This window comes from Clostridium acetobutylicum ATCC 824 (assembly GCF_000008765.1).
GTDB lineage: Bacteria > Bacillota > Clostridia > Clostridiales > Clostridiaceae > Clostridium_S > Clostridium_S acetobutylicum.
Genome location: NC_003030.1, coordinates 2974215 through 2995223 on the forward strand (window position 1 = coordinate 2974215; position 21009 = coordinate 2995223).

16 protein-coding genes, 4 tRNA genes and 1 riboswitch are annotated in these 21009 nt (G+C 30.9%); of the genes, 2 read left to right on the forward strand and 18 right to left on the reverse strand.

The annotated features are described in order from the left end of the window. The first annotated feature begins 68 nt into the window (after positions 1 to 68). Positions 69 to 1418 (forward strand): M28 family metallopeptidase, encoded by a 1350-nt coding sequence (locus CA_RS14625; RefSeq protein WP_010966128.1) that lies wholly within the window; start codon positions 69 to 71, stop codon positions 1416 to 1418. 42 nt (positions 1419 to 1460) lie between these two features. Here CA_RS14625 and galT read toward each other — a convergent pair whose 3' ends face one another. The 15 genes from galT to CA_RS14705 all read right to left on the reverse strand — a co-directional run bounded on the left by galT (position 1461) and on the right by CA_RS14705 (position 17639). Continuing rightward, a complete protein-coding gene (galT, locus tag CA_RS14630; RefSeq protein ID WP_010966129.1) occupies positions 1461 to 2405 on the reverse strand; it encodes a galactose-1-phosphate uridylyltransferase in 945 nt (314 codons plus the stop codon). A 39-nt stretch (positions 2406 to 2444) separates the two neighbouring features. Next, positions 2445 to 3558, reverse strand: a protein-coding gene (gene prfB, locus CA_RS14635) for a peptide chain release factor 2 (RefSeq protein ID WP_181244843.1) whose coding sequence is annotated in 2 segments (ribosomal slippage) — positions 2445 to 3479 and positions 3481 to 3558 — 1113 coding nt in all. Because the reading frame shifts where the segments join, the coding sequence is not laid out codon by codon here. A 101-nt stretch (positions 3559 to 3659) separates the two neighbouring features. Then, positions 3660 to 6179 carry a preprotein translocase subunit SecA gene (gene secA / locus CA_RS14640; protein WP_010966131.1) on the reverse strand — a complete coding sequence of 840 codons (2520 nt, stop codon included), beginning with the start codon at positions 6177 to 6179 and terminating at the stop codon, positions 3660 to 3662. Positions 6180 to 6404: 225 nt separating this feature from the next. Beyond that, positions 6405 to 6929 carry a ribosome hibernation-promoting factor, HPF/YfiA family gene (hpf, locus tag CA_RS14645; RefSeq protein WP_010966132.1) on the reverse strand — a complete coding sequence of 175 codons (525 nt, stop codon included), beginning with the start codon at positions 6927 to 6929 and terminating at the stop codon, positions 6405 to 6407. Between the two features lie 486 nt (positions 6930 to 7415). Continuing rightward, positions 7416 to 8987 (reverse strand): glycine betaine ABC transporter substrate-binding protein, encoded by a 1572-nt coding sequence (locus tag CA_RS14650; protein ID WP_010966133.1) that lies wholly within the window; start codon positions 8985 to 8987, stop codon positions 7416 to 7418. After that, entirely contained in the window at positions 8980 to 10113 is a 1134-nt protein-coding gene (locus CA_RS14655; protein WP_010966134.1) for a betaine/proline/choline family ABC transporter ATP-binding protein, read from the reverse strand. The genes CA_RS14650 and CA_RS14655 overlap by 8 nt, the downstream gene beginning before the upstream one ends. Positions 10114 to 10305: 192 nt before the next feature. Beyond that, positions 10306 to 10935, reverse strand: a complete 630-nt coding sequence (locus tag CA_RS14660) for a TrkA C-terminal domain-containing protein (protein WP_010966135.1) — start codon at positions 10933 to 10935, stop codon at positions 10306 to 10308. Between the two features lie 294 nt (positions 10936 to 11229). Next, positions 11230 to 11910, reverse strand: a complete 681-nt coding sequence (locus CA_RS14665) for a ComF family protein (RefSeq protein WP_010966136.1) — start codon at positions 11908 to 11910, stop codon at positions 11230 to 11232. Beyond that, the gene (locus tag CA_RS14670; protein WP_010966137.1) at positions 11883 to 12890 is read right to left on the reverse strand and encodes a hypothetical protein; all 1008 of its coding nucleotides are present in this window, start codon (positions 12888 to 12890) and stop codon (positions 11883 to 11885) included. Before CA_RS14670 ends, CA_RS14665 begins: the two co-directional genes overlap by 28 nt. A 7-nt stretch (positions 12891 to 12897) precedes the next feature. Continuing rightward, positions 12898 to 15117 (reverse strand): SF1B family DNA helicase RecD2, encoded by a 2220-nt coding sequence (locus CA_RS14675; protein WP_010966138.1) that lies wholly within the window; start codon positions 15115 to 15117, stop codon positions 12898 to 12900. Between the two features lie 722 nt (positions 15118 to 15839). Then, on the reverse strand, positions 15840 to 17015 hold the full coding sequence (gene metK / locus CA_RS14685; protein ID WP_010966140.1) for a methionine adenosyltransferase: 1176 nt from the start codon (positions 17013 to 17015) through the stop codon (positions 15840 to 15842). Positions 17016 to 17082: 67 nt separating this feature from the next. Next, positions 17083 to 17193: riboswitch (SAM riboswitch) on the reverse strand. Positions 17194 to 17284: 91 nt separating this feature from the next. Beyond that, positions 17285 to 17369, reverse strand: a tRNA-Tyr gene (locus CA_RS14690). A gap of 5 nt (positions 17370 to 17374) precedes the next feature. Beyond that, a tRNA-Thr gene (locus tag CA_RS14695) sits at positions 17375 to 17450 on the reverse strand. An 18-nt stretch (positions 17451 to 17468) separates the two neighbouring features. Beyond that, positions 17469 to 17541 (reverse strand) — tRNA-Val (locus CA_RS14700). Positions 17542 to 17554: 13 nt separating this feature from the next. Next, positions 17555 to 17639, reverse strand: a tRNA-Tyr gene (locus CA_RS14705). 236 nt (positions 17640 to 17875) lie between these two features. Between CA_RS14705 and yyaC the strand changes: the two genes are divergently transcribed. Beyond that, complete coding sequence (yyaC, locus tag CA_RS14710; RefSeq protein WP_010966141.1) at positions 17876 to 18442, forward strand: spore protease YyaC; 567 nt, start codon at positions 17876 to 17878, stop codon at positions 18440 to 18442. A gap of 187 nt (positions 18443 to 18629) precedes the next feature. On the opposite strand, the gene CA_RS14715 is transcribed toward yyaC, so the two are convergent. From CA_RS14715 to CA_RS14725, 3 genes are all read right to left on the reverse strand, one after another. Further along, positions 18630 to 19652, reverse strand: a complete 1023-nt coding sequence (locus CA_RS14715) for a rod shape-determining protein (protein WP_010966142.1) — start codon at positions 19650 to 19652, stop codon at positions 18630 to 18632. Between the two features lie 180 nt (positions 19653 to 19832). Beyond that, positions 19833 to 20087, reverse strand: a complete 255-nt coding sequence (gene spoIIID, locus CA_RS14720) for a sporulation transcriptional regulator SpoIIID (RefSeq protein ID WP_010966143.1) — start codon at positions 20085 to 20087, stop codon at positions 19833 to 19835. Positions 20088 to 20177: 90 nt separating this feature from the next. Next, positions 20178 to 20927 carry a M23 family metallopeptidase gene (locus tag CA_RS14725; protein ID WP_010966144.1) on the reverse strand — a complete coding sequence of 250 codons (750 nt, stop codon included), beginning with the start codon at positions 20925 to 20927 and terminating at the stop codon, positions 20178 to 20180. Positions 20928 to 21009: the final 82 nt, after the last annotated feature.

Below are 21009 nucleotides of genomic sequence, written 5' to 3' on the forward strand. Positions count from 1 at the left end.
ACTTTAAAGTAATATACTTCTTCTCCAACACATACAAATATATGAATGAATTTATAGGATGGAGATATATGAAAATTAAACTTATGCTAATACCTCTTATTTTATTTGCATCAATATTTAGTTTTACCTTTTATAAATATCACAGCATACATAAATTCAATGCCAATGCTGTAAAAAATAACATAGCTCTTTTATCCAGCAGCTACTATAAAGGCAGAATGGGCGGTACCCTAGAAAATGAAGAAGCGGCAAGGTATATACAATCTCAATTTAAAAATGAGAACCTTGAAAAATTCAATTCAAACCTTTATTACCAGGTGTTTAAAACGGCTTATCCTCAAAAGATTGATGGTGCCCCATACCTAAAAGTAATAAGTAGCACAAATGAGGTAGTAAAAACCTATACCTACGGTAAAGACTTTAAAGAGGATATGCTCAGCTTTAAGCAAAACCATGCTATCCTTTACAAAAACTTCAGTTTTGCTGAGAGCAAGTATTATATTAAGGTTCACTCTGGAAACAATGTATATGTCTTTTATTGTCCAGAAAACGATAACCTGTCTTTTAGAAGCTCTTTTGATGGAAACAGCCCTTATTCCATGTTTATAGTCACAACTGAAAATACTTTAAATGAGCTAAAAAATTATTTAAAAAACGGCTACATAGTTGACTGCTTCATTCCATATCAAAATAGCTCTGCCAACCTTAAAAATATAATAGGCTGCATTAAGGGAAAAAGCTCCAAGAACCCTGTAGTTATATCTGCACATTTTGATCATGTTGGAGAAGATTTAAATGGAGAAATATATCATGGTGCACTAGACAATGCTTCTGGTGTAAGCTTTATCCTTGAGATGAGTAAATTTTTAAAATCCTTGGGCACCCCTGATAGAGATATAATATTTGCTGCCTTTAATGGAGAAGAATTTGGGCTTAAAGGATCAGAAGCCTTTGTAAATAAATACTTATCCTCTCTTAAGGGAGCAAGTGTATTCAATTTTGACATGATTGGTGCACAAAAATCAATTCCTCTATGCCTTATGGGGGCAAAAAAAGATTCTGCCAATACTCCTTTAATAAAAGAAACAGCAGATATATGCTCAAAAGACCATGTATACTTTAACTATTTATTTGAAAATGCTAGCGATCATTCTCCTTTTAGAGATAATAAAATATCGGCTCTTACCTTCTGTGATGATGATAATTTTAGAATTCATACACCTTCTGATACTATTTCATACATTTCGACTTCTTCTATAGACAGATGTTTTGAGGTGGCCTCAAAGGAAATAGTTGGAAAAGCATATGCATCAAACATATTTATAATGTACACTAATCAAATAATTTTATTTTCTTTGTGCGGTTTTACTTTATCATCCTTGATTATAATTGTACTTGCTATAAAAAAGGCAAAGTAAAACTAAACTTATGCATGTAAACTTAATACATGCATAAGTTCATTATAACTGGATATTTCTAAAAATTTCAGCTGCAACCTCAGGGTCAACTGTGTTTATCATTATTCCAGTACCAATCTCAAATCCTCCCATTGGATTTAATCTAGGTATAATGTCCACATAAAAATGATAGAACTCATTTTCTTCCTTTAAAAAATGGAAACACATATTATAACTGCAATTATAACTTATATTATTTAATTTCTTTAATATTAATGTTATTATTTCCCCTAATTCCATCATTTCTAATTCATCAAGACCAAAATTGCTTTGGTGCTTATTTTTCATTATGGTAACTTTGTACTGATAAGTTGAATCATACGGACAAAAAGCAGTGAAATATTTACCCATATGAATAATTCTCTTTTTATATTGAACTTCTTTTTTTAGTCTGCTGCAATAAAAGCATTCCTTATTCTCTTCGTAGTACTTTTTAGTACCTTTTATTTCCCTAGATATTTCATCAGGAACTATATTTATTCCAACAATTTGAGAGTGTGGGTGTTTAAGTGATGCACCAGAGTCTTTACCACAATTCTTGAATATCTGAACATACTTTATATCTTCATTTTCATAAAGTTTATATACTGTATTTTTATATGCTTTTATAATTTCTCGCATTTGTTCTTTGGTAAACTCATACATATTATCACTATGATTTTTACCTTCTATTACCACATAATGATTCCCAAATACTTCATTATTATCCATGCTTTTTTCTTTAACAATAGGATATTTGTTTTCAGAAACTCTTACATGGTATGGTTCTTTTGTGTCATAGATTACTGCTGGTGTTCTATATTCATTACCAATACAAAATGGACATTCCTTCTCATATTGTACCTTTTCTTCCTTCTTCTTTTTACTCTTTAGTTCAACAGGTCTTTCTGCTCTTTTTTTGTTTATTATTACAGTTGTATTATTTATGCTATTTCTTCTTATACTCAAAACAATGCATCTCCTCTACAGTAAAATGACTACCTAGCATTATTTCTGGCTGTTTTCCTTATTTAAGTACTCTATTATAAATTTATCAATTTCTCCATCCATAACAGCATCTACATTTGAAGTCTCTACACCAGTCCTATGATCCTTAACCATTGTGTATGGTTGAAATACATATGACCTTATTTGATTTCCCCATCCCATATCCTTAAGTTCTCCTGCTAAGTCTTCTACCTTTTCCTTATGCATTCTTTCTTTTAACTCAACAAGCTTTGATTTTAACATGTTCATAGCAGTTTCCTTATTAGAATGCTGACTTCTTTCAGACTGACATTGTACAACTATTCCCGTTGGAAGATGGGTTATTCTTACTGCTGATTCTGTTTTATTTACATGCTGACCACCTGCTCCACTGGCCCTATAAGTATCCACTTTTAAATCTTCAGGTCGTATAACTATATCTTGGCTTTGAGTTAATTGTGGAAGTACTTCAACAGATGCAAAAGAAGTTTGTCTTTTACCATTTGCATTAAAGGGTGAAATTCTGACCAATCTATGTATCCCTTTTTCAGCCTTTAAATATCCATAAGCAAATTCTCCATCAATATTTATACTTACACTTTTTATACCTGCTTCATCTCCTGGGAGCATATCAATTATGTCTACCTTGAACCCTTTAGCTTCCGCCCATCTTGTATACATCCTCAAAAGCATTTGTGTCCAATCCTGTGCATCGGTACCTCCAACGCCTGTATGAAGATTCAAAATAGCATTATTTCTATCATATTCTCCTGAAAGAATTATTTCTATCTTAAAATTATCTACCTCTTCATGTAAGTCACGAACTTCCTTTAGTATCTCATCCGCTTCTTCTTCATTTTCATCTTCTCTGCACATTTCTATAAGTACATTATCATCTTCAATTCTGCTTTCAATAGAATTAAATCTATCAATTCTTCCTTTAAGAAATTTTATCTCCATGCTTATTTCTTGTGCTCTTTTTACATCATTCCAAAAATCAGGCTCCTGCATATCTCTTTCAAGTTCATCTATTCTACTTCTACTTTTATCGAAGTCAAAGAGAAGCCCTCATTTCTCTTGCCTTAATTTCTATTTCTTTTATTAAAGAAGCTGCTTCTTCAATCTTTATTAGCAAAAAAATCACCCTCTCAGTTTTAAACATAAACTTATACCTGCACCGCAACCCCTATAATTAAAGATTTTGGAACAGGTATATATTAAATGACTATTTATATATTATGCTCTTCTTCCACAACAATCCTTATACTTTTTACCAGAGCCACAAGGACATAAATCGTTTCTTCCTATCTTCTTTTCTTTTCTTCTTACAGGCTCTTTCTTAGTATCTCCAGCATCTGGTCCACTGTAATTTATCTCTGTTTCTTTAACAACTCTCTGTCTTTCAGGAGCTCTTTCAGCTTGAACATGGAATAGATACCTAACGGTTTCTACTTTTATGTTCTCTACCATCTCTTCAAACATATCGCTTCCTTCCATCTGATATGCTTGAGTAGGATCCTGCTGCTTATATGCTCTAAGTCCTATTCCTTGTTTCAAGTGTTCCATACTATCGATATGATCCATCCACTTTGTATCAACCACTCTAAGTAATATTACTCTTTCAAGTTCTCTCATTTGATCGCTAGAAAACTCTTCTTCTTTTCTTTCATATATTTCCTTAGCTAAAGAATAAAGCTTTTCTTTAATTTCATCATTTGACATAGTAGCAAGTTCTTCAACCTCAACTATACCTCTAGGAAGACATATATCATCAAGGTAATTTAGAATTGCTTCGATATCTGATTCAAGCTCTTCATCTACTCCACTTATGTGTGAATTAACAGCGTTATAAATAAGGTCTTTTATCATTCCTTCTATTTGATCCTTTAGGTTTTCACCTTCTAGAACCTCACTTCTCTGTTTGTAGATGATTTCTCTCTGTTTATTCATTACATCATCGTACTGAATAAGAGTTTTTCTTATGTCAAAATTGTTTCCTTCAACCTTCTTTTGAGCATTCTCTATAGCCGAACTTACCATCTTACTTTCTATTGCATCGTCGTCTCCAAGACCTAATTTTTCAACCATGTTTTTAAGCTTATCGGAACCAAATATTCTCATAAGATCGTCTTCCAGTGAAACATAAAATCTTGAATATCCCTTATCTCCTTGACGACCAGCACGACCTCTAAGCTGATTATCTATACGTCTTGATTCATGTCTTTCAGTACCTATTATCTTAAGACCGCCTACATCAGTAACTCCTTCTCCAAGCTTTATATCGGTACCACGTCCTGCCATATTAGTTGCTATAGTAACCATGCCTTTTTCTCCTGCATGTGAAATTATTTCTGCTTCTTGCTCATGATACTTAGCATTTAAAACCTGATGACGTACTCCTCTTTTTTTAAGCAATGATGACAGAAGTTCTGATTTTTCTATACTTACAGTACCAACAAGTACAGGCTGCCCATTTTTATTTGTTTCTACTATATCTTCAACTACTGCCTTAAACTTTCCTAGTTCAGTCTTATATACAATATCCGGTGCATCTATTCTAGCTATAGGTCTGTGAGTTGGTATTACAACAACGTCAAGACCATATATTTCTCTGAACTCCACTTCCTCTGTTAATGCAGTACCTGTCATACCAGAAAGTTTTTCATACATTCTAAAATAATTCTGGAAAGTTATTGTAGCAAGTGTCTTAGATTCTTTTTGAACCTTAACACCTTCTTTTGCTTCTATTGCTTGATGAAGTCCATCACTGTATCTTCTACCTTCCATAAGTCTTCCGGTAAATTCGTCTACAATTACTACTTCATCTTCCTTTACCATATAATCTTTATCACGTTTCATTAAATAATTTGCCTTTAATGCCTGAGATGTATGATGTTGTATTTCCATGTTTTGTGGATCTGCATAGTTGTCAATATGATAATATTTTTCTGCCTTTTCAACACCCTCATCTGTTAGTATTGCTGAATTAGTTTTTTCATCAATAGTAAAATCTTTTTCTTTCCTTAACATCTTAGCGAAGTTGTCAGCCACCTTGTAAAATTCAGTGGATTTTTCTCCTTCTCCGGATATTATAAGTGGTGTTCTTGCCTCATCTATTAAGATTGAGTCCACCTCGTCAACTATACAAAAGTGAAGTGGTCTTTGAACTCTTTCTTCCTTATATATAACCATGTTATCTCTTAAATAATCAAATCCAAACTCGTTATTTGTACCGTAGGTTATATCTGCTGCATAAGCTTCCTGTCTTTGTTTTTGATCAAGATCATGAACTATTACCCCTGTAGTTAATCCAAGATATTGATAAAGCTGTCCCATCCATTCCATATCTCTTTTTGCAAGGTAATCATTTACTGTTACTACATGAACTCCCTTACCTGTAATTGCATTCAAATATGACGGAAGTGTTGCAACTAATGTTTTACCTTCACCGGTTTTCATCTCTGAAATTCTTCCCTGATGAAGTACAATACCACCTATAATTTGCTCTCTAAAATGCTTTAAGCCAAGAATTCTTGATGAAGCTTCTCTTACCACCGCAAATGCTTCAACAAGTAAATCATCAAGTGTTTCCCCATTTTCATACCTCTGCTTAAATTCAGCAGTTTTAGCTTTAAGTTCATCCTCACTTAAAGCTTGCATTGATCCATCTAGTGCATCTATTTTATCAACAAGAGGAATAATCCTTTTCACTTCTCTATCACTATATGTACCAAATATTTTCTCTAACAGTCCCATAATATTCATCCTCACTATAAATTTTATAAAATTACTAAAAATGCCACAATACTATACATTTATAATATTAGCATTATTTTTTACCTTTAATATAATAAATTAATATCTAATAGATTATATCATTTATTCAATAATCATTCAACTTCATATGGTCTTTAAATATTAATTTCTACAAAAAATTAACATTTGCAAACAAAAGAGTAAGGAAAATTCCTTACTCTTTTACTAAAACTCAGGTTCAATCAATCCATAATTGCCATCTTTTCGTTTATATACAACATTTACCTCATTTGAATCTCCATTTTGAAATACAAAAAAGTTGTGTCCTAATAATTCCATCTCAAGTACTGCTTCTTCTTCAGACATTGGCTTTATAGCAAATCTTTTAGTTTTTACTATTTCTGGTTCTTGTTCTTCCTTGTGATAATCAGGAATATTTTGGAACTTAAGCGAATCCGAATATTTTCTTCTTTCTAATTTTGTTTTTTGTTTTCTGACTTGTCTTTCCAACTTATCTCCAACAATATCTATTGAAGCATACATGTCATTATTTGTTTCTTCTCCTCTTAAAATAACTCCATTAAAAGGTATTGTAACTTCTACTATCTGTCTATTTTTCTCGACACTTAGAGTGACATGTGCTTCTACTTCAGGTTTAAAGTACTTCTCAAGTTTGGATATTTGCTTTTCAACAGCCTCTCTAAGGCCTTCTGTGACTTCTAAATTTTTTCCACTAACTATTAATTTCATAATTTCAGCCCCTCTCTAAACCCAATATAGATGTATAATTGATTTACAATCATATATCTTAACTTAATATTAACTTCTATAACTACATTTTAACTTTTTCAAAATGACAAAACAAGTAGAATAAACCAAATAAACTATATATTAAACGAGTTTAAATCACTATTACTTGCGTTTACTACTAGTTTTAAACCTTTTCTTTCTGAATTATACATATTTTCAGTTTATTCTGTTAAATTTTTGTTTTATATTAGTATATGCATTTTATATTTTCTTATAATAAATTTTGATTTTTTTTGGTTTTTAACTCTTCACAAATATGAACTTTCTTGTTACTATTTAAAACCTATTATTTCTTATACAAAATAAATAGTATACTTTGGAAAATAAAAATATACTATTTATCTAATTCTTAACCTAAAATAATTTCTATAATTAAAAAGATGCTCATAGCGATTTAAAACATAGCTATGAACACCCTTCTTTTAACTATTTAATCAAATGTTTACTTCTTAAAAATTCATCTGCTACCTTTTGAGGATCTTGTCCATTATCAACTTTATAATTAAGTGCTCTCATTTCAGAATCTGTAATTTTGTTTGCAAGTTTCATAAGAAGTGGTTTTAATTTAGGAAACTTTTTTAGAGTATCTTCCCTTACAATAGGAGCAGCATAATAAGGTGGGAAAAAGTTTTTGTCATCTTTTAAAACCTTCAAATTAAACTTCTGTAATAGACCATCTGTTAAAAAGGCATCTGTTACCTGCGTCTCATTTTTATTTAATGATGAATACCTTAAGCCTCCGTCTAAACCTTTTGTACTGTTAAACTTCAACCCATATTTATTATTTAATCCAGGATATCCATCTGATCTATTTAAAAATTCCATAGTACTACCTAAAATCATATTATTACTCACTTTAGATAAATCAGATACAGTATTTATATTATATTTTGAAGCAACATTTTTTTTCATTGCAAGTGCATAAGTATTGTTAAAACCAATAGGCTTTAGCCATTCTATATTATAGTTCTTATCAAAAAAGCTTTTTACATCATTATAAACCTTTTTTTCATCACTTATAGTTGGCTTTTTCATTATATCCACAAGTCCTGTACCTGTATACTCAACATACATATCTATATTTCCAGATTTTAAAGCATTAAAAGCTACACTCGTACCACCAAGGTTTAATTTTCTTTCAACCTTATAGTCCGTATTATGTTCTATTAATGAAGCAACCATATTACCGAGTATAAGTTGCTCATTAAAATTCTTTGACCCAATAACTATAACCTTTTTATTTTGACTATTATAGAACATTATTGAACCTGAAATTATAGTTATTACTATAAGAATAGCCGCAACTATTTTATACTTTTTATTTCTACCTTTTTTTAATTTCTTAGATTTTATTAAATCCTCATTCTTTTTTCCTTCTGTGGTAACTAAGTTTTCTATCTTACCTATTATTAAATCTAAAAGTAGAGCGAGTATTGAGGCAGGTATTGCACCAGCTAGTATCATGTTATTATTAACTGTCTGTACTCCTGAAAAAACAAGATATCCAAGACCACCCGCACCAATAAATGCAGCTATAGTCATAAGTCCTACAGCAGTTACTACAGAAATTCTTATACCAGACATTATTACAGGCATGGCTAGCGGTAAACTTATTTTTACTAGTATTTGATTTTTAGTAAGTCCTATTCCCGTTGCAGCCTCTATTATATGCGGCTGTATATTTTTCAATCCAGTGAATGTGTTTTTTATAATTGGCAAAAGCGAATACAAAACAACCATTACTATTGCAGGCTTACTTCCTATACCAAAGACAGGAATTAAAAATCCAAGTAAAGCCATACTTGGAATAGATTGAACTACATTAGCAAGTGCTATAACCGTTGAAGAAATTTTCCGTACTCTTGTTATTAAAATTCCTATAGGAACACCTATAATTATTGAAACAATTACTGCAAATAAAGTAAGTTCAATATGCTGCAAAAATAAACTTAAAATTTGATCTTTTCTGTCAATTGTAAAATTAATAAAGCTACTCATATAAATTAACCTCCTTGTTTATAAATTGATTGCTTAATACAGAAAGCAAACTACTTTTTGTAATAAGACCAACAAGGCTCGAATCATTATTTATAACTGGTATAAAACCAATCTTTTGATTCTCAACTATATCTAATACATTTACTATAGAATCATTTTCATTTATTGTTGTTATGTTATTTTTCATAATATCCTTAAGTTTTTTATTTTCATTTATACTAAATTTCAATTCTCTTAAGGTAACAATTCCAAGTAATTTATTATCTTTTGAAGCTACAATTAACCTATCCACATGATTTGATTTCATAATCTCTAATGCTTGAATAGAAGTTCTTTCAGGACTAGATTTTATCACATTATTTATCATTATATCCTTAACTTTAATTAATTCAGGCTGATTCCATATTCTATTTTCTCCAACAAAAGTTTTCACAAAATCATCTTTAGGATTTTTAAGTATCTTGTCTGGAGTATCGTATTGAATTACTTTTCCGTCCTTCATAATACAAATTTTATCTGCTAATTTAAGTGCTTCATCCATATCATGTGTCACAAAAACTATAGTCTTTTTTAAATTTTGATGTATCGAAAAGATCTCATCTTGAAGTTGATTTCTTGTTAATGGATCCAAGGCACTAAATGGCTCATCCATAAGTATTATTTCAGGATCCATAGCAAGAGCACGTGCAATGCCTATTCTTTGCTGCTGTCCACCGCTTAATTGGCTTGGATACTTATATTTATAATCTTCAGGATTCATTCCGACTAAATTTAATAATTCTTCTACTTTCTTATCAATCTTAGTTTGATCTACTTTCTCAATTTTTAATATCATAGAAATATTTTCTTCTACTGTCAGATGAGGAAAAAGTCCTGTTTGTTGTATTACATAGCCTATATTTCTCCTTAATTTAATAGCGTCTTCATTCTGTATTTTATTTCCATTAATTAAAATTTCACCAGAAGTTTGGCGTATTAATCTATTAATCATCTTTAGGGTAGTTGTTTTTCCACAACCGCTTGGACCTATTAATGTTACAAGCTCTCCCTTATTAATAGTTAAATTTACATTGTTTAGTATAATTCTGTTATTAACCTTTTTATATATATTTTTTAGTTCTATCAAAAGAACACCTCCTGCACAGTAAGTGACAACTTCGCAAAAAAATGAAGTTGTCACTTATTATACTATAGGACGAGGACTTTGTAAAGGATAATGATATTAAATCTCAATTCGGTACAAACGCTAAACCCTTATATATCATGGCTTAAAAGGAAATAAAAAAAATGAGCTTTCGCTCACTTCAAATCTATTAAATCATTTTGTATCATCATATAAAAAATTTTTAATTCTGTAATAACTTCCCTCATCACCTATCGCTATAAATACATCATTATTTTTAAATGTTGCATATGGACCAGGTGAAAGTATAAGCTCACCTTGACGACGTATACCTATTATTGTGGCACCAGTATTTTGCCAAAACTTAGTTTCTGAAATTCTTTTTCCAACAACATCTAAATTGTCATATATTTTAAATTCAAATGGAATAAATGGATTCGTTTTACTAAACCTACTCGAATAGTCTATTAATTCATTAGTAATGCTGTCTATCCTTTTCTCCAATTCATTTCTACTATTTATTAATTCTTCAATTTCTGCTTTTAAGGATGTTAATGAATTTGTGTCCTTATACTTTTTTATAAATTCAAGACATTTGTCCATAGACTCTATAATTATACCATTACCTTTTTCAACTTTTACTATATCCATATCATTTAATATAGCAACAGCACGTCTTATGGTTTCAGGAGAAACTTTGTATTGACTTGCAAGATGAGAACGACCATATAATTTCATTCCTACTGAAAAATCTCCAGATACTATTCTGTTTGCAATATCAATAGCAATTTTTTGATAAACAGGTTTTGTTATATGTTGAGACATTACTTTAAAACTCCACCTAAAATTATACGATGGAGAACCTCCTCTTTATAATCGATTTCATAATAACTAAATAAAATATATTAAGTTAGTTGACCTGGTCTTTGACCCCACACTCGCCTGCTGGAAGTTTCGCTACCCGGAATTACCCTCTCACTACTAATACTCTCGCCTAAAGCGGCAGGACTTACTTCTAAGCCGCACCATGCTCATTAAAACTTTGTTTAACTTACGTGGATCGTTTTGCCTGCGACTGGCATCGACTTTCAACCACAAACCTAACTTAATATAATAATATTATATACTACTTTTAGCTACAGTCAATACTATAACTTTTTTTGCTCCATTATTTATTAATTCTTTTGAACAAAAAAAGGCTGTCGCTCCCGTAGTAAACACATCATGTATAAGAAGTACAACCTTATCCTTTATTTTCTCTGGTCCATAAAAACTAAAGCTTCTTTTTAAATTATCCCATCTCATTTCATCTGTAAGTCCTATTTGGTCCTTAGTTTGTAAATTCTTTCTTATATAATTTTTCAAAGGCTTATCAACTCTACTTGAAAGCTTAGAAGCTAAAAATTCGCTTTGATTAAAACCTCTTTTTTTTAAATCATGTGTAGTCATAGGAACAAATACAATTTCATCAAATTGAATATTTTTCTCAATTAGTACCTTATGCATAAGTTCCGCTAATACCTCACCACACAAAAAGTCTTTTCTGTATTTAAGTTTTATTATCATTTCACGTATAACGCTGGAATAATATGCAGTACAATATACCTCAAATGAAATATCATTTTTCTCTATAAAATATCTACTATCACAAAATTTTACCTTGTTTAGACACTCTTTACATATATTTTCATCATCATAAATTTCCTTTTTACAAACCGCACATTTCTCATCATTATAATATATAATACTTATTACAGCATCAAAAACATATTTTAAATAGTTAACAATCCTTTTTCCCATGCTATTTTATTGAAGTTTCTCGTTATACTTTTAGCCATATCCATACATTCCGTTTCTTTGTTAGCTATAAATATAACCTCTCCTCTCTTTGAAATATCACTTTTTCCAGTTCTACCACAAAAGTAAACTAACGATTTAAAGCTAAATCTATTGTCCTCATTAAAATACACCATTATATTTACATCACTCTCATCCTTAGATATATCATCAAACCTATCTGTTATAATTATTGACCTTTTTAGATCTTTTAATCCTTCTTTTCTATTTTCTTTAGAATATTCAAACACTCTTCCCTTAAAACCAAGTTCATAATTAGTTAAATAATGAAAAAAACTATTCATTCTATTACTATCCTTAACAGGTATTATAGTGTTTTTGTTTGTGTTAACAGACCATTTTAAATAATCATACACCACATAAGGCATGTCTTTATTTATGTCTATTCTTGTTAATATAACTCTAGGTTCAACTACTGGCATTCCTGTAGCATTTATAGGTATTATTATTTCTCTTCCTCTATCAAATATAGAATCCACGGAATAAGCTATAAATTTACACTTCCTTGTGTCAAATTTCTCCAAAAGCCTTATTATTTCCCTTCTGTTATGCATTGGAAAGCTTCTTATATCATCATAAATAACAAGATTGAAATCAAGATCTAGATCAAAAGCATTTTCATAATTACATATCATAAAATTAGACGTTGTATATAGCCTTTTTCCCCTATAATATGTATAATCTTTAAGCCTAGCTTTTTTTATTAACTTTATTATTTCAACTTCACTTTCAATTTCATCTGTTATATACAGTACACTTTTTCCATTTGTTATATAATCAATTATAATATTCAAGAAAATCTTTGAAGTATTATATGGAGGTGAGTTTAAATTTATATATCTTTCCCTACCACTCAATAATTTTAAAAGAGTTTGAGATATCTTGCTATATTCTTCTCTAATTTTAATACATGATTTTTCCATAAAACTCTCACTCCTCACTCTCTTCTTTTATTATATCTTCGATTCTCCATTTGAGACCTGAATATCTTTCAAAACTTTTATCGTTATCTATCATAAATTTTATTGCTTTTGGAAACCCAACTATTACAACTAGCTGCTTTGCTCTTGTAATTCCTGTATAAAGAAGGTTCCTATTCATCAGAAGAGGTGGCCCCATAGTCATAGGAAGAACCACTACTGGGAATTCACTTCCCTGGCTTTTATGGATAGTTATTGCATATGCAAGTTCAAGTTCATCTAAGTTAATTCTTTCATATGTAACCTCTTTTTCATCATCAAAAATAACTATCACATTATTATCCTCATCTATATTACTTATAAACCCTATATCTCCATTAAAAACTCCTTCTCCTGTCTTTTCGCCATCTCCATTTATTCTATTCCATTTTAACATATAATTGTTTTTTATTTGCATAACCTTGTCGCCAACTCTAAATATATTATCTCTAAATTTTATTTCATCTTTACTTTTATGAGGAGGATTAATAATGCTTTGAAGACTTACATTTAAGTTTGCAACACCTGCTATCCCCTTTTTCATAGGTGCTAACACTTGTATATCCCTAGCAGCCTTCCAAGACTTATTAAAAAGTGGCAGTCTCTTGTAAACCAAACTAATTATAGTATTGGTTATAGCTTCTGCATTATCTTCTCGTATAAAATAAAAATCCTTATCCTTTTTATTTAGAAGGGGCATTTCACCACTATTGATTTTATGCGCATTCACTGTAATCATACTTTCCTTTGCTTGCCTAAAAATATTATTCAATCTAATGACCTTTACACATTTACTTTCAATTATATCTCTCAGCACATTTCCAGGTCCCACAGAAGGAAGCTGGTCTACATCACCAACTATAATAACCCTAGTACCCATACCTATTGACTTCAATAGACTGTTCATTAAAACAACATCTATCATTGATGCCTCGTCTATTATTACAACATCACATTGAAGTGTACTATAGTTATTATTATCAAAAAACACCTCATCTTCATATCCAAGCTCCAGCATTCTATGTATGGTCTTGGCCTCCCTACCTGTTGATTCGGACATTCTTTTTGCAGCTCTTCCTGTAGGTGCTGCCATAAATACCTTCATATTTAATTCTTCAAATATATATGTTATGCATCTTATTATTGTTGTCTTACCTGTACCAGGCCCTCCTGTTATTACTTCTATACCATTTGAAAACGCTCCTTCAATAGCTTCTACTTGTGATGGTGCAAATTTTATTTTATTTTCATTTTCAAACTGTATTATCTTTTGGTCTACATCTATCTCTAAGCTTTTATAACTATCATAGGCAAGAGTTATTATCTTTCTTGTTATTCCTATCTCACAATAGTAATATTCCATTGTAAAAACACAATTTTCCCCATTTATTATTTCAACCTTTATCTTTTGAGAAAGAGTACATTCATATATTGCTTTTTCAACCTCTTCTTTTTTTACATTTAATACATTAATACAGTTCTTTACAAGTTTATCTATAGGCATATATGTATTACCTAAAGCACAAAATTCATTTATTACATAACATACTCCACTTTCAATTCTAAATGGAGAGTTTCCTTGTATTCCAAGACTACGAGCTATTTTATCTGCCGTCTTAAAACCTATTCCTGATATCTCTTCTACAAGAATATATGGGTTTTGTTTCACAACCTCTATAGCCTTAGATTTATAGTGATTATATATTTTCACACATTGTTTAGGCGTAACGCCATAATTCTGAAGAAAAATCATAATATTTCTTACTTCTCTTTGTTCTGAATACGCCTCATATATTTTATCTATTTTCTTTTTACCTATTCCCTCTATTTCACTTAATCTATATATATCATTATCTAATATCTCAAGAGTTTTTTCTCCAAATTTATTAACTATCTTTTTTGCTGTTACAGGACCTATTCCCGATATAATTCCTGATGCCAAATATTTTTCTATACCTAATAAAGAATTAGGTAGTATTTCTTCGCAGCGTTCAATTTTAAATTGCTTTCCAAACTGTGGATGAACAATCCATTCTCCTGAAATCTTTAAAGATTGGCCTTCCATAATATACGGTATGCATCCAACAATTGTAATTTTATCTTTTCCTTCTGCATTTGCGTTTGCAACAACATACCCATTTTCTTCATTTTTGAACACAACAGCTTCAATAACACAACGAAGTTCTACCATATAGATTTCTCCTTACTATAGTGATTCCTCTTTTGCTATTATAAAAAATACAACTGTATTTGTAGTTAATTCAGTTTCACTATAAATATTTTATAATTACATTAATATTAACATTCACGTAAAAAAGAGATACAATAAATTTATGTACCCCCCTCATACCTTTACATTTTTGTAAGATGCTTATTGCAAATGATTTCAACTAATTCCAGAACTAGTATAATACCTATATAAATTGAAAGATATAATATTTCAATGCTAACTCTCTTCCCCGCAAAAATGTACAAATGGTTTAAAATATGTAGGAAAGTTTTAATCGCTAAAAATGTCAATCCCAAAGATATAACTAATGCAAAAACCAAAGCCTTTATCATGAAATTCTTCACGTTCCAAATCATATGCAAAAATCCACCCTCATATGGATTTTTCATAACTCTACCTTCTTTTATAATATTATACAAAATAAGTATACTACTAATTTATTTACCTCGAACAAGAATTAATCCATTTCCCTATGAATTAATTCTCATTTTGATTTCTCATAACCAATACTCTTATAATATCATAATATATATAAATTTAAAATATCCTATATAAAGATTTTAACATAAGTATAATATTATACTAATATATTTTAAAGTTATCCTAGAATAAAAATAGCCACTTATAAGAATGGCACTGAAAAACTATAAGCTTTTCAGTGCCATTCTTATATCAAGCATTTATTATAAATATTTTTTTATCGCTTCAACTCTATCCAACTGCTCCCATGGTAATTCTACATCTAATCTACCAAAGTGGCCATAAGCTGCTACTTGTCTGTATATTGGCCTCTTAAGGTTAAGATCTCTTATTATAGCTCCTGGTCTCAAATCAAAAACTTTTTCTACTATTTCAACAATCTTACTTTCTTCTATCTTACCAGTACCAAAAGTGTCAACTGAAATAGATACTGGTTTTGCAACTCCTATTGCATATGCAAGCTGTATTTCAAGTTTATCAGCAATTCCTGCTGCTACAAGATTCTTTGCAACCCATCTTGCTGCATAAGCTGCTGATCTATCAACCTTAGTTGGATCTTTTCCTGAAAAAGCACCGCCTCCGTGTCTTCCATATCCACCATAAGTATCAACTATTATCTTTCTTCCTGTAAGTCCTGAATCTCCTTGAGGTCCACCTACAACAAATCTTCCAGTAGGATTTATATAATATTTTGTATTTTCATCTAAAAGTTCAGGTGATATAACATACTTTACTACTTTTTCAATTAAATCTTTTTCAATCTGCTCATGTCCTATTTCAGGTCCATGCTGTGTTGATATTACAATAGCATCTACCCTTACTGGCTTATCATCTTCATACTCTATTGTAACTTGAGTTTTTCCATCTGGTCTTAGATAGTCCAAAGTACCGTCTTTTCTAACCTCTGCTAATCTTCTAGATAATCTATGAGCAAGCGCAATAGGCATAGGCATAAATTCTTTAGTTTCGTTTGTCGCATAACCAAACATCATACCTTGATCTCCTGCACCAACTGCATCAATTTTATCCATTTCACCTTTTTTAGATTCTAAAGCTTCATCTACTCCCATTGCAATATCAGCTGATTGTTCATCAATAGATGTTACAACTGCACATGTATCGCAATCAAAACCATATTTAGCTCTAGTATATCCAATCTCTCTTACAGTTTTTCTTACTATTTTAGGAATATCAACGTAACAATTTGTTGATATTTCTCCCATAACATTAACAATTCCTGTAGTCACTGTAGTTTCACAAGCAACTCTTCCATTTGGATCTTTTTCCAATATGGCATCTAAAATAGCGTCTGATATTTGATCGCAGATTTTATCTGGATGCCCTTCTGTTACTGATTCAGATGTAAATAACTTTCTCATTATATCCACTTCCTCCTACAATATAAAAATAAAAGTCTCCTCAATAAGAAGAGACTTAACATTCTCTCTCTTATCTTGCAGAATAATTCTGCAGGAATTGGCACCATTATGTACTTAAATTAATACATCGGTTGCCGGGTTTCAACGGGCCCTTTCCCTCCACCTCTCTTGATAAGAGTTTCCATTCAATTATATTACACACTAAATAATACACTTTATAACAATCTTAGTCAATATAAACTTAAAAAAAGACACTTGTGTGTCTTTTATGGTGGAGGAACATGGATTCGAACCATGGAAAGCTGAGCTAACAGATTTACAGTCTGCCCCCTTTGGCCACTCGGGAATTCCTCCACATTTGGTGCTGGCAGTAGGAATTGAACCCACAACCTACTGATTACAAGTCAGTTGCTCTACCAATTGAGCTATGCCAGCTTATTAAATTTTATTAAGTGGGCATTACAGGGCTCGAACCTGTGACCCTCTGCTTGTAAGGCAGATGCTCTCCCAGCTGAGCTAAACGCCCTAGTTTATTTAAATGGTGGAGGAACATGGATTCGAACCATGGAAAGCTGAGCTAACAGATTTACAGTCTGCCCCCTTTAGCCACTCGGGAATTCCTCCACAAGACTTGCATCAGCAGTTTTCACCGCGTCAACAAGTAATATTATACGTTGATACCCTTTAAAAATCAATGGCCATAATAGACCATTATCGGCAAATATCATTATATTTTTCAGCAATATCTCTTAATTACTCCACTTTTAGCACGCAAATCATTTATATATATTATTATTTTAAAATCTATTAGTGATATTAAAAGTGTTAAGTACATATAAATTATCTAGGAGGTGATTCTGTTGAACAAAATCAAAGCTTTTTATAACCTACCAATGGCATACTACAGGCTCTCAAATTTTTTAAAACATTATATAGATGATAATACAATAATAATATGTATAGGAACAGATCGCTGCATAGGTGACTGCCTTGGCCCTATGGTTGGAACAATGCTTAAGGAAAAGTTCTTTCCACTAAACGTTTACGGGACAATTTCGGAACCTATCCACGCTTTAAATATAGATAAAAAACTGTACAAAATAAAAAAAGATCATACAAATTCAACAATAATAGGCATAGATGCTTGCTTAGGTGATACTGAAAATATAGGTGAGATTCAAGTACGAGATTATGCTATTCATCCTGGAAAGGGCGTTGGAAAGTCACTTCCAGATGTTGGCGAAGTTTCTATTGTTGGAATAGTTGATTCCTGTGAAAGCAGCGAATTATTTACTAATAGAAATATACGTTTAAACTTAATCTTTGAAATGTCAAAAGTCATAGTTCAAACGATTATTCATTCTTATTATCTTCATAAAACTTTTAGTGATAGTATTTTTCCAGATAGCGCATCTACACTAAAATAGAAAGCGAGAAAATATAATTAAAATACATTCTAGTCATTAAAGGAAAAATTGAAAGGGCAGCATGCCCATTCAATTTTTAGAATATTTTATAATTTGCATATAAAAATTGACTTTAATGAATACTTATATTTTAAATTTAATTTTCTCGCTTACAAATTTTATTCTTAACTATAATTTATAACTAAAGTTACCTAATAAGACTTAACTCATCATTCATATCTATCTTGTCTATATACTCAAGTGATTTACCCGTTCCTAAGGCAACACATGAGACAGGATCTTCAGCCACATATACAGGCACTTGTGTTACCTCTTGTATGAACTTATCAAGTCCATTTAATAGAGAACCTCCGCCTGTCATCATTATACCCTTATCTGATACATCTGCCGCTAACTCTGGAGGAGTTTTTTCAAGAACAGCATGTGCACATTCTGCAATTGAACTTACAGCCTCTTTAAGTGCATCACGCATCTCTGAAGAAGATACTTCAACGTTTTTAGGGAGTCCAGTAACTAAATCTCTTCCTCTAATCTCCATAGTCTCCTCTATTTCCTTCTTATATGCCGAACCTATATTTATCTTTAAATCTTCAGCCGTTCTTTCGCCAATCATTAATTTATGTTTTTTTCTTATATACTTTATTATAGATTCGTCAAATGTATCTCCTGCTACTTTTATAGAGCTTCTTACAACCATACCACCTAATGAAATTACAGCTATATCTGTAGTTCCTCCACCTATATCTATAACCATATTACCACTTGCTTTAGTAATATCGAGACCTGCTCCAATTGCAGCTGCTAATGGCTCTTCAATCAAACTAACTTTTTTAGCCCCTGCATTTTTTGCAGCATCTTTTACTGCTCTTTGTTCAACTCCAGTAGCCTCACAAGGAACACATATTATAATTTTAGGTTGAGAAATTCTTCTCTTACCGCAAGCTTTTCTGATAAAATGCTTTAGCATCTTCTCTGTTACATCATAGTCAGAAATTACACCATTTCTTAATGGACGTATTGCAGTAATATTACCTGGTGTCCTACCTATCATTTGCCTTGCTTCTTCTCCAACAGCCAAAACTTCATTATTAGTACGATTGATTGCTACAACAGATGGTTCTTTCAGAATAACACCCTTACCTTTTAAATAAACCAATACCGTAGCGGTTCCTAGGTCTATTCCCATATCATTTCCTATACCAAAAAACATTCCTTTATTCACTCCATCTCATACGTTTATTTCTACGTTTTAAATATAGATATATTTTTTAATCCTAAAATATCCAAACTACATTTCCCTTAATTAAAAAATTAAACAATATATCCTACAGTGTAATAATACTAAAATATATATTTATATATCTTCTATATTATTATAAACGGAATGTTTTTAACCTTCAATAGCTTTATACTTCATTTTTGTTGCTTTTCCTCCTCTTATATGCCTTTCCGCTTTATTTAACTCCAGCACACCTTTAGCAAGCTCAGCAATTTGAGGATTTATTTGAGGTAATCTTTCTGTCATATCTTTGTGTATTGTACTCTTACTAACACCAAAAACTTTAGCTGTTTTTCGAATAGTAGCCTTAGACTCAATTATATATTTCGCAACTTCCATAACTCTTTCTTCAATGTAATCTTTCAAAGTTGCTACCTCCTTAACCCTTCTAATTAATAAATATGCATTAATATCACCATAAATTACTTTGAGTGTTTTCAAAGTAATTTATTAATCTTAATGAACTAAAATTTTTTCAGGATCTACAGCTAAATAAGTTCCATCGTTTTGCTTTTGATCAATTTCAAAATACAAACAACTTGTATCTGTTATCAATTTATTACTGTAATTACTGTCACCTATTTTACCTATAGTTTGACCTTGTTTAACATTATCATTCGGTTTAACAGTTATGCTCTTTTCATCTAAATTATCATATACTGTAGTGTAACCTGTTTGATCATTTGAAATAGTAACTTTACCAGCATCAATAGCTTTTACAACTCCATCACAAGCAGCTATAACATTGGAATCTTTACTAGGAGATATATATTCTCCTGGTATACTAGTATACTTTCCATTTTTAGAATACCAAGTATCAAATTTAACTACTATATTGCCATTTTGAATTGGTTCCATAAAACTCTTTTTTACAACGTTATTAGATGATGCTTGTGTTGTTGATTGAGTATCTTTCTTAATTAAATTTTGATTTTGATTAACTTGCTTTGCATTCTCTATTTTTTCTTTAGCTGCATTTCCCTTATCAGTTACTTTCGATGTTTTATTTTTATTCTGTAAAGTACTTTTCTGACTAGGCTGATTTACCGAAACACTCTTAGTGTTAGTCTTTATGTTCATATATATGCTAACTGCACCTATAATACACAAACAAAGAAATAACACTATGTAAAAAGCATTTCTTTTTAAAAAATCCATCACCCTACTTTGTTTATTACTTTTGTTGTTTTTCCAATCATTATTCATTGCTAACACCTCCTTTTAGTATTGTGTCCATAACATAGCAAAAAATACATTTTATATGACTTTTTTTTGTAAAACTAATGTA

What these genes read in the sequence shown, in the direction of transcription:
- CA_RS14625 (WP_010966128.1), top strand. Translation starts at nt 69, where the DNA reads ATGAAAATTAAACTTATGCTAATACCTCTTATTTTATTTGCATCAATA.
- secA (WP_010966131.1), bottom strand. Translation starts at nt 6,179, where the DNA reads ATGGGACTGTTAGAGAAAATATTTGGTACATATAGTGATAGAGAAGTG.
- hpf (WP_010966132.1), bottom strand. Translation starts at nt 6,929, where the DNA reads ATGAAATTAATAGTTAGTGGAAAAAATTTAGAAGTCACAGAAGGCCTT.
- CA_RS14650 (WP_010966133.1), bottom strand. Translation starts at nt 8,987, where the DNA reads ATGAGTAGCTTTATTAATTTTACAATTGACAGAAAAGATCAAATTTTA.
- CA_RS14660 (WP_010966135.1), bottom strand. Translation starts at nt 10,935, where the DNA reads ATGTCTCAACATATAACAAAACCTGTTTATCAAAAAATTGCTATTGAT.
- CA_RS14665 (WP_010966136.1), bottom strand. Translation starts at nt 11,910, where the DNA reads ATGGGAAAAAGGATTGTTAACTATTTAAAATATGTTTTTGATGCTGTA.
- CA_RS14670 (WP_010966137.1), bottom strand. Translation starts at nt 12,890, where the DNA reads ATGGAAAAATCATGTATTAAAATTAGAGAAGAATATAGCAAGATATCT.
- CA_RS14675 (WP_010966138.1), bottom strand. Translation starts at nt 15,117, where the DNA reads ATGGTAGAACTTCGTTGTGTTATTGAAGCTGTTGTGTTCAAAAATGAA.
- metK (WP_010966140.1), bottom strand. Translation starts at nt 17,015, where the DNA reads ATGAGAAAGTTATTTACATCTGAATCAGTAACAGAAGGGCATCCAGAT.
- CA_RS14715 (WP_010966142.1), bottom strand. Translation starts at nt 19,652, where the DNA reads ATGTTTTTTGGTATAGGAAATGATATGGGAATAGACCTAGGAACCGCT.
- CA_RS14725 (WP_010966144.1), bottom strand. Translation starts at nt 20,927, where the DNA reads ATGAATAATGATTGGAAAAACAACAAAAGTAATAAACAAAGTAGGGTG.